We start from the raw sequence: 15,487 nt of genomic DNA, 5'->3' as shown, positions 1-15,487 counted from the left end.
CACAGTGAAGGATAGGTATGAAGTTCGAAGATATCGAAATTGAAGAGGTCGATTTTGAGGCGATGCTTGAGGAGTCGTTTAAGAAATCAGAATCAAAAAGTGATTTAATAACAGGTACAATTGTTAAGATTGATGAGAAAGATAATCTTGTAGTGGTTGACATTGGTGGAGGAAGAGATGCCAATCTTAACCTTGATGAGATTAAAGATGAAGAGGAAAATATCACCTTTCATGTCGGTGATGAGATTGAGGTGGTCAATCAAGGTAGAGGAAGAGTTTCCCGAAAAGCAGCATTGAGCCGTGTTGCATTGAAAGAGTTTATTTCTGAATATGATGAAGAGAAAGAGTATATCATTGAAGGTATCGTTATTAAAAAGAATAAGGGTGGATATGTTGTTGAAGCGGATGGACTAGAATTTTTTATGCCACGTACACTGTCATATCTTTCATCAAAAGTTGACCCTATTGGTAAAAAGATTAAAGCAGTTATTGTTAAAGTTGACAAAGAGAAAGGGTCTGTGGTTATCTCTAGAAAAGAGTTGATAGAGAGAGATAAGGCAAAGAGTGAAGAGATTGTTGCTAATTTGCTTGGAAATAAAGAGCCTGTTGTTGGTACGATTAAGAAAATTACCTCTTATGGTATGTTTGTAGATGTAGGCGGACTAGATGGACTTGTTCACTATTCTCAGATTTCACATAAAGGTCCAGTAAACCCATCCAAATATTTTCAAGAGGGTGATGAGGTTAATGTAATAGCACTTGAGTATGATAAAAAGAAAAGACACCTTTCTCTTTCTATTAAAGATGCCAACCCTGATCCTTGGGAGGATATCGATGCAATTATTGGCTTAGGTGATACTGTAACAGTAACGGTTTCAAATATCGAGCCATATGGTGTTTTTGTAGATCTTGGCGAAGACCTTGAAGCCTTCTTGCATGTTTCTAAAATTTCTTGGGATAAAAATGTCAAGCATCCTAAGGACTACCTCAGTAATGGTGAAGAGATTGACGTAGAAGTGATTGAAATTGACAAAGAGGGCAGAAGGTTAAGGGTAAGCCTGAAGAGCCTTCTTCCAAAGCCTATAGATACTTTTACTTCCAAGTATAGAGTTGGAGATACTGTAAAGGGTGTGGTGACTTCCATTACAGACTTTGGCGCATTTGTTAAAGTAGGGTCGATTGAAGGTTTGTTGCACAACCAAGAAGTTTCATGGGATAAAAGCAAAAATGCCAAATCTGAACTCAATGTTGATGATGAAGTAGAGGTTAAGATTATTAAAATTGATAGGGATGCAGGAAAAATCTCTTTGAGTAAAAAAGCCTTGGAAGATTCTCCAGTTGTAGCATTTTCCCATGAGCATAAGCGTGGTTCTATTGTGACAGGTACGGTAAAGGATAAGAAAGATTTTGGTGTATTTGTTGCACTTGATGAAAATGTTGATGCCTTAATTCGAACAGAAGATCTTCACCCATTGAAGTTTGATGAAATTGAAAAAGGACAAGAGATTAAAGGCGTTATTAGCTTTATTGATTCAAATTCTGACCGTATTAGAGTCTCTGTTAAGCAACTTGAACGCCAAGAAGAGCATGAAGCGATGAAAAATCTAAATCTAAATCAGGATGACAGCATGACCCTTGGAGATGCGTTTGGAGATATCCTTAAAAAATAACTCTCTTCTAGAATGCTCTATAATACTTACTAAATAAACTACGTTCAAATGAGCCTTTTCAGGCTCAACTTCAAATAAAATAAAAGGCATACAATGTCAAAGAAAACTATTGTTGTTTGTGACCATATACACCAAAGCGGACTAGATATTCTTTCTAGCGATTCTGAGATTGAATTGATTAATGCGGCTGATGAGCCTAAAGACAAACTGGTTTCTGAAATCATTCCGTTGGCAGATGTTGCCATTACACGCTCTTCTACTGATGTAGATGATGCATTTCTTGCATCTTCAAAAAAGATTACTGCGATTGTTCGGGCAGGAGTTGGTGTCGATAATGTTAATATTCCTGGGGCAAGTAAACAGGGAATTGTTGTGATGAATGTACCAACTGCCAATACGATTGCAGCAGTTGAACTTACGATGGCACATATGCTCTCTTGTGTACGTCAGTTTCCCTATGCGCATAATAATCTCAAACAAGATCGTGTTTGGAGGAGACAAGATTGGTATGGTACGGAACTTAAAGATAAAAAGTTGGGTATCATTGGTTTTGGTAATATTGGTTCACGGGTAGGGAAACGTGCTAAAGCATTTGAGATGGATGTGATTGCCTATGATCCATATATCGATTCAAGCAAGGTGACTAATCTTGATATTCTATATACCAAAAATTTTAATGATATCCTTGCTTGTGATATTATCACTATCCATACACCCAAAACAGAAGAGACTATTGGCATGATTGACAAAGAAGAGATTGCCAAAATGAAAGATGGGGTTATTCTCATCAATTGTGCACGTGGAGGGCTCTATAATGAAGAAGCACTTCTTGAAGGGCTAAAATCTGGAAAGATTTCTATGGCAGGAATTGATGTGTTTAACAAGGAGCCTGCAATAGATCATCCGTTGCTCGATCTGAATAATGTGACAGTAACACCACATCTAGGGGCAAATACCAAAGAGTCTCAGTGCAATATTGCCATTCAAGCAGCAGAGAATGCAATTGTAGCGGCTAAGGGTATTGCCTATCCCAATGCACTAAACCTCCCCATTAAAGAAAATGAATTACCTGATTTTGTACGACCTTATCTTGAACTGGTTCAGAAGATGGGACATTTGAGTGCACAAGTAACCAAGAGTGCGGTCAAGTCTATTAAGGTAACGGCAAAAGGGCCAATTGCAGACTATCTTGCCTCCATGCAGACGTTTGCAGTAGTTGGTGTATTGACAGAGTCACTGGCTGATCAAGTCAATTATGTTAATGCTGAATTTGTTGCAAAGGAACGAGATATTGATTTAACAAATGAGGCACTACCCAATACAAGTGGTTTTACTAATAAGGTTGCTATCAAGCTAACAACAACAGATGGTACAATCTCTATTGCAGGTACGGTTTTTGATGATTCTGTACAGCGTATTATTGATATTGATGATTACATGCTAGAAGTGGAACCTAAAGGCACAATGATCTTCTTTAGAAATACAGATACTCCAGGCGTTATTGGAGATGTTGGACATATTTTAGCAGAGAATGGACTGAATATTTCTGACTTTAGATTAGGTCGAGACAATAAACAGCAAGCACTTGCTGTTGTACGTGTAGATGGACAGGTTCCCAAAAAAGTACTTGATGCACTCTCTACACTTGATGCTTGCATCAGCGTATCATGCGCAACACTTTAATTCACCATAGGGTCTTTGTCTTAAGAAAAAATTTTTAAAATACATAAAGTATTGTTTATGGCAAACTCTTTAACCACACTTTTGCTATAATCACCCAATTTATGTGAAGGATATGCTATGGCAACAATTGGAATGGGCGATATAAAAAAAGGTGTAAGACTAGAGATAGATGGAAATCCCTATAGGGTAACGGAATTTCAGCATGTCAAGCCTGGAAAAGGTGCAGCATTTGTACGTGTCAAAATCAAGAACCTCAAATCTGGAAAGGTGATTGAAAAGACAGTGCATGCAGGTGACAAGTTTGAGGTTCCTGAACTTGAGCAGAAAAAAATGCAGTATCTTTATGATGATGGAGAGTTTTTGCAGTTCATGGATACGACAACATTTGACCAAATTGGTTTAACGCACGAGCAAGTGGGTAAAGATATAATCGATTTTTTAGTAGACGGCATGGAGACAGATATTCTTTTCCATAATGGTAAAGCCATTACTGTTGAGCTTCCTAACACATATGTGTATGAAATCATTGAGACACCACCTAATTTCAAAGGTGACTCTCAGGGCGGCAGAAAACCAGCAACACTTAACAGTGGGGCAGTCATTCAAGTACCTTTTCATGTACTTGAAGGTGAAAAGGTTAAAGTCAATACTGTTGATGGTGAATACCTTGAAAAGGCAAAATAGGCTCTTTATCTCCCTTTTCTAAATACGCTCTGTGCCTCTTTCAAGATTGCACCTGGTATAGTAGAAATAGCCATAAACTGTGACATTTTTAAGAGTGGATACATGATAGAGATGTAGTACTTTGGATTCATTATATATGCTTTTTTCTCTTTAATGAGTACCGGATAGGGTAGCAATACGGCATTATTTGTACCAATTTGGTAAGGGAATTTCTGTGTAGGTTCTCTAAACTGCATACCAAATAATATGGCACCATTTGGGAGTTTTTGCTGGAAGACCACCTGGCTTTTTCCTTGTATGTTTTTAAGCAAGTCACTACCCATGGCAACTTCTATCATGTCTTCATATCTTGGCATGCCAATCATAAATTGATAATTTGATAGCATCTGATATTTGAGTTTGTCTTTAGAGTTGATGAGTCCTTCGAAGTTGGCTTTAATTTTTTTGAGTATGGCCATAGGAATATTTTTATCATACTTTTTTTGCGACAACGTTTCCAACGACACGCCATCTAACCCTGCATTAAGTACAGAGATAATCTCTTTAGAGAGTTTGCGTACATCATTTCCCTGTACACCAGAGCCAATCAGCACTGCCATCAACTCCTCATTTTTGAGTGCCTCAACCCCTTTAGAAATCAGTTTTTCACGAGGCTTATCCTTCTTATAGAGTTCAGCTATCTTTTTCATGCAAAAACCCTATTTTCATTGTCACAAACATACTATACCCCTTATCATAAGGGTATTTTAGACTAAGATGTGATTAGAAGAAAAAAATATGTCATATTGTCATATTTATATAGTAGCGTGTCGGTCTTTTAAATGATTTGAGAGGATTATTTGGACTTAAGCATCCACACCAACAGCAGTATGCCTACGGTAATGTTGAGCCAGCTTACACCATCTTTGAACATTGATTCAAGTGCTGTATACATCCACCGTATCTGCGAGAGTGGTTCGATGATGCTGTGTAGGTGTGCCCACTCTATCAGTTCAGACTGCCAAATATAGGTAACAAGTTCAGGCACAAAGAAAAAGAGTACAACACCCAGTACACCCCAAATCGTCCGTTCTGGCTTTATGCGCCCTACGGCTTGCTTAAGTTTTGGATCATTGGCAATATGCTCTTGTATTTGGGTAATCTTTTTACGCATCAGCAGTAACCAAGCAACATTCCCTCTTTAACCTGCTGTGCTGTCTCTTCACCTACAAGGCGTTTAACAATGACCAATCCAAAACAAACGGATGTTCCAGGACCTTGCGATGTAATAATGTTGTCATCTTCAACAACTTTTTGATCTGAGATATAGCCAGGGTGGTCTATCTCTTCAATTGCACCAGGATAGGCAGTATATCGTTCACCCAATACCCCTGCCTTTTTTAGTGCATAGGGTGCAGCACACATAGCACCGACAATCTTCTTCTCCTTAAACTCCTTGAGTAACTCCTGCACCCTAGGACTCTCTGCTAGAGCATAGGTACCACCCCACCCTCCAGGTAGTACTATCATATCAAAATCTTCAACGATGACATTGTTTATGGGGATATCTGCCTTAATGGTAATGCCATTGGCACCTGTAACCAATTCGCCATGCAACTCATCGATATATGCCAATTGTACATCAATGCCACCACGACGCATCACATCACACAGTGCTACTGCTTCAAGCTCCTCAAACCCTTCTGCCAATGGTAATAATACACTTGCCACAAAAGACTCCTTGGTAGTATTTGCTATATCATTATAAATTTTTTAGGTAAATCAATAATCATAAAAAGATATGTTATTGCTTTTTAGCTACAAATCATTACTTTAATACACATCGTTTACAGAAAAGATTTACCACTTTCGAAGTCTCACGTGACACTTCATACACTGCCCAATAATTTTACTATGCTGCTGTAGTGCCTGAACTGCATCGCCTGTTTCGAAACGCTCTTCAAGTATTTCTGCTTTTTTAACAATTTTCTTTTGTATTTTACTTGTCATCTTTAAGTTATTGTTGAGCCATTTCTCATAAATATCTTTACTGTTTATCTCTTCATCAGTTGCATGTATTTTTACAATTGTATCTTTCAATACCCTTGTCCCTGCCTTAATGATATCTATATTATTATAGAGCAAACCCGATTGGATATCTTGCATTGCTTGTGCCATCTTTTGCATATCTGCAATTCTATCTGCTTGCGTATATCCACTCGCCATGGCAAAACGACTTAAGAGTACAAATATTGATACTACTGTTAACAATAGTGATAATTTCATTATATCTCCTTATTAATAATATAAAAGTATCATAACATGATAACGCATTATCTTTAAATAACTCAATTCGATTTATATTCATCACATATTTTGATGATAAATTTTTATAAAATTTAAGTTTTATTTTAAAGTTTTGGTGATAATATGGTGTTGTATCAAAAATTAATATAAAGGATATAGTGATGACAAAAATACTTATTTCGTGTGCAGTAGCAGCCGCACTTGCAACAACTACACAAGCAGATTTTAGCTTTGGAGACATGTTTAAAGACATGAAAGAGGCGGCAATCAGCATGAGTAAGGATGCCAAAGATAGCGTTGAATCCATGAAAGATGGCGCTGTTGAAACCAGTAAAAGTGCAGAGCGAACAGTTACTAATGTTAAGTCATCAGATACTTTCACGGATGTATCTCTGGCGTCATGGCTAACATTAGTAACTGTTCGCTCTGCACTTTTACTGGTTTCAACAGCGCCATCTTTCATGGATTCAACGCTATCTTTGGCATCCTTACTCATGCTGATTGCCGCCTCTTTCATGTCTTTAAACATGTCTCCAAAGCTAAAATCTGCTTGTGTAGTTGTTGCAAGTGCGGCTGCTACTGCACACGAAATAAGTATTTTTGTCATCACTATATCCTTTATATTAATTTTTGATACAACACCATATTATCACCAAAACTTTAAAATAAAACTTAAATTTTATAAAAATTTATCATCAAAATATGTGATGAATATAAATCGAATTGAGTTATTTAAAGATAATGCGTTATCATGTTATGATACTTTTATATTATTAATAAGGAGATATAATGAAATTATCACTATTGTTAACAGTAGTATCAATATTTGTACTCTTAAGTCGTTTTGCCATGGCGAGTGGATATACGCAAGCAGATAGAATTGCAGATATGCAAAAGATGGCACAAGCAATGCAAGATATCCAATCGGGTTTGCTCTATAATAATATAGATATCATTAAGGCAGGGACAAGGGTATTGAAAGATACAATTGTAAAAATACATGCAACTGATGAAGAGATAAACAGTAAAGATATTTATGAGAAATGGCTCAACAATAACTTAAAGATGACAAGTAAAATACAAAAGAAAATTGTTAAAAAAGCAGAAATACTTGAAGAGCGTTTCGAAACAGGCGATGCAGTTCAGGCACTACAGCAGCATAGTAAAATTATTGGGCAGTGTATGAAGTGTCACGTGAGACTTCGAAAGTGGTAAATCTTTTCTGTAAACGATGTGTATTAAAGTAATGATTTGTAGCTAAAAAGCAATAACATATCTTTTTATGATTATTGATTTACCTAAAAAATTTATAATGATATAGCAAATACTACCAAGGAGTCTTTTGTGGCAAGTGTATTATTACCATTGGCAGAAGGGTTTGAGGAGCTTGAAGCAGTAGCACTGTGTGATGTGATGCGTCGTGGTGGCATTGATGTACAATTGGCATATATCGATGAGTTGCATGGCGAATTGGTTACAGGTGCCAATGGCATTACCATTAAGGCAGATATCCCCATAAACAATGTCATCGTTGAAGATTTTGATATGATAGTACTACCTGGAGGGTGGGGTGGTACCTATGCTCTAGCAGAGAGTCCTAGGGTGCAGGAGTTACTCAAGGAGTTTAAGGAGAAGAAGATTGTCGGTGCTATGTGTGCTGCACCCTATGCACTAAAAAAGGCAGGGGTATTGGGTGAACGATATACTGCCTATCCTGGTGCAATTGAAGAGATAGACCACCCTGGCTATATCTCAGATCAAAAAGTTGTTGAAGATGACAACATTATTACATCGCAAGGTCCTGGAACATCCGTTTGTTTTGGATTGGTCATTGTTAAACGCCTTGTAGGTGAAGAGACAGCACAGCAGGTTAAAGAGGGAATGTTGCTTGGTTACTGCTGATGCGTAAAAAGATTACCCAAATACAAGAGCATATTGCCAATGATCCAAAACTTAAGCAAGCCGTAGGGCGCATAAAGCCAGAACGGACGATTTGGGGTGTACTGGGTGTTGTACTCTTTTTCTTTGTGCCTGAACTTGTTACCTATATTTGGCAGTCTGAACTGATAGAGTGGGCACACCTACACAGCATCATCGAACCACTCTCGCAGATACGGTGGATGTATACAGCACTTGAATCAATGTTCAAAGATGGTGTAAGCTGGCTCAACATTACCGTAGGCATACTGCTGTTGGTGTGGATGCTTAAGTCCAAATAATCCTCTCAAATCATTTAAAAGACCGACACGCTACTATATAAATATGACAATATGACATATTTTTTTCTTCTAATCACATCTTAGTCTAAAATACCCTTATGATAAGGGGTATAGTATGTTTGTGACAATGAAAATAGGGTTTTTGCATGAAAAAGATAGCTGAACTCTATAAGAAGGATAAGCCTCGTGAAAAACTGATTTCTAAAGGGGTTGAGGCACTCAAAAATGAGGAGTTGATGGCAGTGCTGATTGGCTCTGGTGTACAGGGAAATGATGTACGCAAACTCTCTAAAGAGATTATCTCTGTACTTAATGCAGGGTTAGATGGCGTGTCGTTGGAAACGTTGTACGATATTATTCGCGGCAAATTTTACTGCCAAAGCATCACAGATACTTTCTCTACCACATAGAACTCTCCAAGCGTTACCTCATTCGGTACCCATAAACATATTACCACGATGCCAAGATGTCTACGAAGGGATTTGCAGAATTGCCTGTAACAAAAGAAACAAAGAATATTTTCTCTCATTACACTTAATTAGCGGTGCTTCGCACATCATCAACACCATGCCATCTTCATCAATTTTTAGCTCAGCAGTATGGGTACATCCCACGTGGGGTTTTGCCAATGCCATTTGCCGTTGAATATTGTCAGTGGGTATCAGTTGCTGGTTGGTGGTGTCAGCCTTTGGCTGATGGTTTGCTCAACCGTGACCAAACCATATTGGTGGTGAATGGGTTTGATCGATAAAATCAGGCCAGGCAATTCAGTCGGCGGGTGAAAGAGCTAGGTATGACCTCGGTAACATGACAAACCATATGGTAATATATTTGGGTACCATTGGCTTCTACAACTGATGTCTGAAAAGGGCATTAAGCCCATTAAGGCATGGGAAACCTGTCCTGTCAAGAGGATTGGTGACAAATCGAACGACAGCGTTTTCATCTTTGTCTGTATGCCAAAGAATGAAACTAAGGTTGAAAACTTAATGTTCCTTAGCTCTGGAGCCTATATTGAAGGGTTCTTACTATCCGCGTATCAATTGGGTTTGCTCAAAAGAAACATTCCGAGGGCTGTCTGCTCTCTGCCTGTCTGCAGGGGGAGGAGTAAATTGGCACTAAATTTAAGTGACCAAGCAACGTAAAATTTAGTTTTTGAGGATCTGAGAAGAGGCAAACAGGTGGCACTACTTTAAAGTCTTTGGGGATGACTTCTACGAAATTATACGTCATGAGTGAGGATCAACCATAGCATTGACAAACAGATGATACCTCAGCTGCTATAGAGACAAGGCATCAAGATTATTTGCAACCAATGAAATTACTGTCTGAGATGCCGATGCACATGAAGCGTTCATGTGTATTGCAATGAATAAACTCTATGATGACCCTAATCGTCTACGCCATTCAGTACATGAATTTTATGTGAAATCCCAGCGGAGATGGTAGAACTTTAGATATTCCTGAAATAGCTAAAGAACCCAACTTTGACGGAGTTCTTATAAATAAGTGTAATCTTTTGAAATTAAACTAGAGACCCTACACCACCTAATTTCAAGTTTGCCAGAGAGCACGCCAAAGATATTGGCTTGATGCTGCCTGAACCTGAAGTGGAGTATTCGCTTGAGAATGACAAGGTGCTTTTTGCCGAAGAGTCCCGCAGAGGATTAGAAGAGCGTTTAAAAATTATTTCAAAAGAGAGACATCAAGAGTATCGTGACCGTTTGCAGGTAGAGATAGACATCATAAACAATATGAAGTTTCCTGGTTATATGCTTATTGTTTGGGACTTCGTTAGGGCTGCAAAAGATATGGGCATACCAGTAGGACCAGGACGGGGATCGGCAGCAGGGTCACTGGTGGCCTATGCATTAAAGATTACCGATATTGATCCCATACCCTACGGGCTACTTTTTGAACGTTTCCTTAACCCTGAGCGTGTATCAATGCCTGATATCGATATGGACTTTTGTCAAGCACGCCGTCAGGAGATACTCGACTATGTGGTAGAGCGGTATGGACGGGTTAATGTTGCGCAGATTATTACATTTGGTAAATTACTGGCAAAAGGGGTTATTCGTGATGTTGCCCGTGTGCTTGATATGCCATATGCCAAAGCTGATGCGATGGCAAAACTCATTCCTGATGAGTTGGGTATTGACCTGAAGAACGCTTATGAAAAAGAACCCAAGATTAAAGAGTTGCTTGAAAAAGATCCACAAGCAAAGCGTGTATGGGAATATGCGTTGGCACTTGAGGGGCTCAACCGTAACGCAGGTACGCATGCAGCAGGTGTGGTTATTGGTAATGAGCCACTTTGGCAGAAAACACCACTGTTTAAGCCCACAGGGCTTGATACACTTGCAACGCAGTACAGTGGAAAGTATGTAGAGGATGTTGATCTTATCAAGTTTGACTTCCTTGGACTCAAGACCCTTACTATCATTGAAGAGGCATTGAAGCTGGTTGAGAAGCGTCATGGAAAACGTATCAATTTTATTGAAGAGAATATTGAAGACCCTAAGGTATATGAATATATTTCAACAGGTGAGACACTTGGGCTTTTTCAAGTTGAATCGGCAGGAATGCAGGATCTTGCTAAAAAACTGAAGCCTTCACGTTTTGAAGATATTGTTGCGATGCTTGCACTTTATCGTCCTGGTCCCATGGAATCAGGAATGCTTGATGACTTTGTCGAGCGTAAGCACGGACGCGCAAAAATCACCTATATGTTTCCTGAGCTTGAACCAATTTTGAAACCAACCTATGGGGTTATTGTCTACCAAGAACAGGTCATGCAGATTGTGCAGACAATTGGGGGCTTTTCACTTGGTGGAGCAGACCTTGTAAGACGTGCAATGGGAAAGAAGATTAAAGAGGAGATGGATAAGCTCAAAGGAGAGTTTTCTAAGGGTGCACAGGAGAAAGGATTTAATCCTAAAAAGGCAGAAGAGCTTTTCGATCTGATTGTTAAATTTGCTGGTTATGGCTTCAATAAATCGCATTCGGCAGCTTATGCAATGATTACCTTTTATACCACATTTTTAAAATTGTACTATCCTACTGAGTTTATGGCAGCTATGCTGACCCTTGAGCGGAACAATACTGACAAGGTTGTCAAGTATGTTGATGCGCTTAAGTGTATGAATATTAAGCTTTTGTCACCAGATATTAACCGCTCGGGACAGGAGTTTGAAGCACATCATATTGAAGAAAATGAGTCAGTTATTTTTGGACTTTCGGCCATTAAGGGAGCAGGGGATATTGCTATCCACTCCATTATAGAAGCACGAGGGGATGAACCATTTAAAGACTTGAGTGATTTTATCTCTCGTATTGACCAAAGCAAAGTAAACAAAAAGGTAGTTGAATCACTGATTAAAGCAGGGGCATTTGATGGTTTTGGCTATAGCCGAAAAGCAATGCTCACCCAAATAGATGAGATTATTGAGGCAGCGAAGAAGGCAGGGGAAGCCAAGAAAATGGCAGTAGGGTCTCTCTTTGGAGAAGGTGAAGAGATGACCAGTGTGCAGCTTCAGCTTAAAGAGATGGAGGAGTTTGAGGCAATGGAGATTTTAGAGATGGAAAAAGAGTCTCTAGGCTTCTATGTCTCTGGACATCCTCTTGATAAATATCGCCAAACACTTGAAGATATTGAATATACACTGAGTTCTGAGATAGATGACCTTGCTGATGGATCACAAGTACTTTTTATTGGAAAAATAGAGAGTATTACAGAGAAGATTTCTAAGAGAGGGAATAAGTTTGGTATTGCCAGCATTATGGATCTGCATGGAAACATCGAATTGATGCTTTTTGAAAACCGTCTTAAGGAGCTTGAGGAGAACTTTGATATCACTAAACCCATCGCTTTTAAGGTCAAGATTACCAAAGACAGGGATTTTACCCGTATGAATATTCTTAAGATTGAATCACTCAAAGATGCAAATAAGATAAAAGTTAATGTTAAAAAAGAACAGCATCATACCCCTGAGTCTGAACAGCCACCACTTATTTTGGCAGTTAATCTGATGCCTGATAGCAAGATAGTAGAATCGTTGATGTGTTTGGTGGAGCGTTATCCTGGCAAGTACCCATTGGAACTTCATATTAAATCTAAACTTGCTGATGTGGTTATTGAGAGTCGTTATAAGGTGAGTGAAATGATCCTCGAAGAGGCCAAAGCACTGGGTATTTATAAAGAGGAGCCATTGTCTGTAGAGAATTAAGATAAAAATAGAGCTACCCTGTTACCATGAGGAGCATACAATACACTTTTGAATATATTTGAAGTGATATGCCTGAATATGGCACCCACCCACCCTTTTAGAAGGTATGTGATACGTTATTTTTGGGTAAAATAGAAACAGAAATTCATATAACTTAGTAAAAACGATTTGATTCATTTTTCCATGATTGAAACTGTGTTAGAATCCCTTTACAAAACAACTTAAATAATAAGGAATCGACTATGTCTAAACCAACTATCATTTGGTCAAAAATTGATGAAGCGCCAGCTTTGGCAACCTACTCACTGCTACCAATTGTAGAGAAATTTACAAATGCAGTCGGTGTCGATGTCAAGCAGAGTGATATCTCTCTTGCGGCACGAGTATTAGCAGCCATGGGTCTTGCAGAAGATGAACTAGCAAAACTAGGAGAGCTTGTGGTTAAGCCTGAGGCAAATATTATTAAGCTTCCAAATATTTCTGCATCTGTTGGTCAGCTTAAAGAGTGTATTGCAGAGCTTCAATCTCAAGGGTTTAGTATCCCAGATTATCCTGAAAATCCCGAAACAGCTGAAGAGAAAGAGATTCAGGCAAAGTATAGTACTTGTCTTGGTTCCGCAGTAAACCCAGTACTTAGAGAAGGTAATTCCGATAGACGTGCAGCATCGGCAGTGAAGAAGTATGCACAAAATCATCCACATAGACTTAAGCCATTTGCAGAGAACTCCAAAGCGTATGTTGCACATATGGGTGGGAATGGTGACTTTTATGGCAATGAACAGTCTGTTACTATCGAAAAGGCACAAACTGTAACCATTATGCTTAATAAAAAAGAGCTTAAAAGTATCCAAGCACATGATGGTGAAATCCTTGATGGTACTTTTATGTCCGCAAAGGCACTTAGAGCATTTATCAGAAAAACAATTGATGAAGCCAAAGAGAGAGGTGTCATATGGTCTATTCATCTTAAGGCGACTATGATGAAAATCTCTGACCCTATTATGTTCGGTCATGCATTTGAAGTTTTCTTTGAAAGCGTATTTACTCAATATGCAGACCTCTTTCAAGAGCTTGAAGTTAATCCGAATCTTGGTATGGCTGACCTCGAGAAGAAGATAGCAGGACACGAGAAAGAGGCTGAGATTAAAGCAGCATTTCAAGCAGTGATTGACTCTGATTCTCCAAGAATCGCTATGGTTGACTCTGACAAGGGTACCACCAATTTCAATGCACCAAATGACATTATTATTGATGCATCTATGCCAGTGGTTGTAAGAGAAGGTGGTAAACAGTGGGACAGAACGGGTGCGGCAGATGAGTGTGTGGCAGTCGTTCCTGACTCTACCTATGCGATGTTTCATCAAGAGATGGTAGCAGATTGTGTGAAAAATGGACAGTTTGATGTGACAACCATGGGTAACGTTTCTAATGTTGGTCTTATGGCACAAAAAGCAGAGGAGTATGGTTCCCACCCAACTACATTTGAGATTGCTGAAGATGGAGTGGTTGAAGTCATTGGTGCTAATGGTGATGTTCTGATGAAACATGAAGTAGAAGCAGGAGATATCTGGAGAATGTCACGTGCAAAAGATATTCCAATTAAAGATTGGGTCAGACTAGCAGTTGAGAGAGCAAGGCTGACAGGAAACCCTGCAATCTTTTGGCTTGATAAAAATAGAGCACATGACGTACAGATGCTCAGAAAAGTAGAAAAGTATCTCAAAGAGCACGATACCACAGGTCTTGATATACAGGTTATGGATGTAACAGCTGCAACACAATATACCAATGAAAGAGTTAGGGCTGGAAAAGATACCATCTCTGTAACTGGAAATGTATTACGTGACCATCTAACAGATATGTATCCTATCCTTGAGCTTGGTACCTCTGCAAAAATGCTTTCTATCGTCCCGCTTCTTGCAGGAGGTGGACTCTTTGAAACTGGCGCGGGTGGTTCTGCACCAAAGCATGTTGATCAGTTTCTTTCAGAGGGACACCTTAGATGGGATTCACTTGGTGAGTTCCTCGCACTGGCTGAATCACTTAGAATGGAGTACAATAAGTCCAATGACAGTAAAATTGGCATCTTGACAGAGGCACTCGATAAAGCGAATGAAGGATATCTTGATAACGATAAGGCGCCAAGTAGAAAATGTGGTGAACCTGACAATAAAGCATCCCATTATTGGGTAGCACGTTACTGGGCAGAAGCACTCTCCGCTCAAACTGTAGATACAGAGCTTGCAGGAAAGTTTGCACCAGTTTTGGACGCATTGGTAAAAAATGAAGAAAAAATTCTTTCCGAACTTCTTGCGATTGAAGGTTCTCCAAAAGATATTGGTGGATATTACCACCCAGATGATGCCAAAGCAAAAGTTGCAATGAGACCATCTGCAACGCTAAATGCAATTATTGATGCTATTTAATTCTCGGTGTTCATTCTCCCATCTTTTTTGGGAGGAGTGATACAGTTTATTTGTTTCCCCCCCCTTTTTTTTTCTAAAAAATCTATCCAAAAAAGTAGCACTTGTTACCATTTTATACATTTAAAAGCCTGAATTTGTACTCTGTAACGTATATTATGCTAAACTATATACCCAAAACACTTCATACATAGGATAAGAGCTTCATTAGCAATACAAAATATTTTTGATAACTCTCTGTGGAGTTATGAATGATGTTTTGCTGGTAAGTCTATCCTATAAAAATCTAATAG

At 38.9% G+C, this 15,487-nt stretch carries 13 protein-coding genes and 1 pseudogene; 9 read left to right on the top strand and 5 right to left on the bottom strand.

The features are described from left to right. Window positions 1–17: 17 nt before the first annotated feature. The 3 genes from LGB01_06285 (at window position 18) to efp (ending at window position 4,037) form a co-directional block, all read left to right on the top strand. Entirely contained in the window at window positions 18–1,670 is a 1,653-nt protein-coding gene (locus LGB01_06285) for a 30S ribosomal protein S1 (protein ID MCB4753806.1), read from the top strand. Window positions 1,671–1,763: 93 nt separating this feature from the next. Further along, the gene (gene serA, locus LGB01_06280) at window positions 1,764–3,353 is read left to right on the top strand and encodes a phosphoglycerate dehydrogenase (protein ID MCB4753805.1); all 1,590 of its coding nucleotides are present in this window, start codon (window positions 1,764–1,766) and stop codon (window positions 3,351–3,353) included. Between the two features lie 117 nt (window positions 3,354–3,470). Continuing rightward, a complete protein-coding gene (gene efp, locus LGB01_06275) occupies window positions 3,471–4,037 on the top strand; it encodes an elongation factor P (GenBank protein MCB4753804.1) in 567 nt (188 codons plus the stop codon). 5 nt (window positions 4,038–4,042) lie between these two features. Here efp and LGB01_06270 read toward each other — a convergent pair whose 3' ends face one another. From LGB01_06270 to LGB01_06250, 5 genes are all read right to left on the bottom strand, one after another. After that, window positions 4,043–4,726, bottom strand: a complete 684-nt coding sequence (locus tag LGB01_06270) for a hypothetical protein (GenBank protein ID MCB4753803.1) — start codon at window positions 4,724–4,726, stop codon at window positions 4,043–4,045. A 146-nt stretch (window positions 4,727–4,872) separates the two neighbouring features. Beyond that, window positions 4,873–5,190 (bottom strand): hypothetical protein, encoded by a 318-nt coding sequence (locus LGB01_06265; GenBank protein ID MCB4753802.1) that lies wholly within the window; start codon window positions 5,188–5,190, stop codon window positions 4,873–4,875. Beyond that, on the bottom strand, window positions 5,190–5,747 hold the full coding sequence (locus LGB01_06260; GenBank protein ID MCB4753801.1) for a DJ-1/PfpI family protein: 558 nt from the start codon (window positions 5,745–5,747) through the stop codon (window positions 5,190–5,192). The genes LGB01_06265 and LGB01_06260 overlap by 1 nt, the downstream gene beginning before the upstream one ends. A 129-nt stretch (window positions 5,748–5,876) precedes the next feature. Continuing rightward, window positions 5,877–6,302 (bottom strand): cytochrome C, encoded by a 426-nt coding sequence (locus tag LGB01_06255; protein ID MCB4753800.1) that lies wholly within the window; start codon window positions 6,300–6,302, stop codon window positions 5,877–5,879. Continuing rightward, a complete protein-coding gene (locus LGB01_06250) occupies window positions 6,214–6,930 on the bottom strand; it encodes a hypothetical protein (GenBank protein MCB4753799.1) in 717 nt (238 codons plus the stop codon). The genes LGB01_06255 and LGB01_06250 overlap by 89 nt, the downstream gene beginning before the upstream one ends. A gap of 182 nt (window positions 6,931–7,112) precedes the next feature. On the opposite strand from LGB01_06250, the gene LGB01_06245 reads away from it, so the two are divergent. From LGB01_06245 to LGB01_06220, 6 genes and pseudogenes are all read left to right on the top strand, one after another. Next, window positions 7,113–7,538: a cytochrome C gene (locus tag LGB01_06245; protein ID MCB4753798.1), complete on the top strand. Its 426-nt coding sequence runs from the start codon at window positions 7,113–7,115 to the stop codon at window positions 7,536–7,538. Window positions 7,539–7,667: 129 nt separating this feature from the next. Further along, window positions 7,668–8,225 carry a DJ-1/PfpI family protein gene (locus LGB01_06240; protein MCB4753797.1) on the top strand — a complete coding sequence of 186 codons (558 nt, stop codon included), beginning with the start codon at window positions 7,668–7,670 and terminating at the stop codon, window positions 8,223–8,225. After that, window positions 8,225–8,542, top strand: a complete 318-nt coding sequence (locus LGB01_06235; protein MCB4753796.1) for a hypothetical protein — start codon at window positions 8,225–8,227, stop codon at window positions 8,540–8,542. Before LGB01_06240 ends, LGB01_06235 begins: the two co-directional genes overlap by 1 nt. Window positions 8,543–8,688: 146 nt before the next feature. Beyond that, on the top strand, window positions 8,689–8,952 hold the full coding sequence (locus LGB01_06230) for a hypothetical protein (GenBank protein MCB4753795.1): 264 nt from the start codon (window positions 8,689–8,691) through the stop codon (window positions 8,950–8,952). A 1,088-nt stretch (window positions 8,953–10,040) separates the two neighbouring features. Then, window positions 10,041–12,771: pseudogene (gene dnaE, locus LGB01_06225) on the top strand (DNA polymerase III subunit alpha). Between the two features lie 242 nt (window positions 12,772–13,013). Further along, window positions 13,014–15,197 carry an NADP-dependent isocitrate dehydrogenase gene (locus tag LGB01_06220; GenBank protein ID MCB4753794.1) on the top strand — a complete coding sequence of 728 codons (2,184 nt, stop codon included), beginning with the start codon at window positions 13,014–13,016 and terminating at the stop codon, window positions 15,195–15,197. Window positions 15,198–15,487: the final 290 nt, after the last annotated feature.

It is taken from the genome of Sulfurovum sp., from assembly GCA_020525365.1.
GTDB lineage: Bacteria > Campylobacterota > Campylobacteria > Campylobacterales > Sulfurovaceae > Sulfurovum.
The sequence above is the reverse complement of the archived record's forward strand: the minus strand, read 5'-3'. Positions and strand labels throughout refer to the sequence as shown.

Excerpts from the sequence above, each read along its gene's own strand:
- LGB01_06285 (MCB4753806.1), top strand. The coding sequence starts at position 18 with ATGAAGTTCGAAGATATCGAAATTGAAGAGGTCGATTTTGAGGCGATG.
- serA (MCB4753805.1), top strand. The coding sequence starts at position 1,764 with ATGTCAAAGAAAACTATTGTTGTTTGTGACCATATACACCAAAGCGGA.
- efp (MCB4753804.1), top strand. The coding sequence starts at position 3,471 with ATGGCAACAATTGGAATGGGCGATATAAAAAAAGGTGTAAGACTAGAG.
- LGB01_06270 (MCB4753803.1), bottom strand. The coding sequence starts at position 4,726 with ATGAAAAAGATAGCTGAACTCTATAAGAAGGATAAGCCTCGTGAAAAA.
- LGB01_06265 (MCB4753802.1), bottom strand. The coding sequence starts at position 5,190 with ATGCGTAAAAAGATTACCCAAATACAAGAGCATATTGCCAATGATCCA.
- LGB01_06255 (MCB4753800.1), bottom strand. The coding sequence starts at position 6,302 with ATGAAATTATCACTATTGTTAACAGTAGTATCAATATTTGTACTCTTA.
- LGB01_06250 (MCB4753799.1), bottom strand. The coding sequence starts at position 6,930 with ATGACAAAAATACTTATTTCGTGTGCAGTAGCAGCCGCACTTGCAACA.
- LGB01_06245 (MCB4753798.1), top strand. The coding sequence starts at position 7,113 with ATGAAATTATCACTATTGTTAACAGTAGTATCAATATTTGTACTCTTA.
- LGB01_06235 (MCB4753796.1), top strand. The coding sequence starts at position 8,225 with ATGCGTAAAAAGATTACCCAAATACAAGAGCATATTGCCAATGATCCA.
- LGB01_06230 (MCB4753795.1), top strand. The coding sequence starts at position 8,689 with ATGAAAAAGATAGCTGAACTCTATAAGAAGGATAAGCCTCGTGAAAAA.
- LGB01_06220 (MCB4753794.1), top strand. The coding sequence starts at position 13,014 with ATGTCTAAACCAACTATCATTTGGTCAAAAATTGATGAAGCGCCAGCT.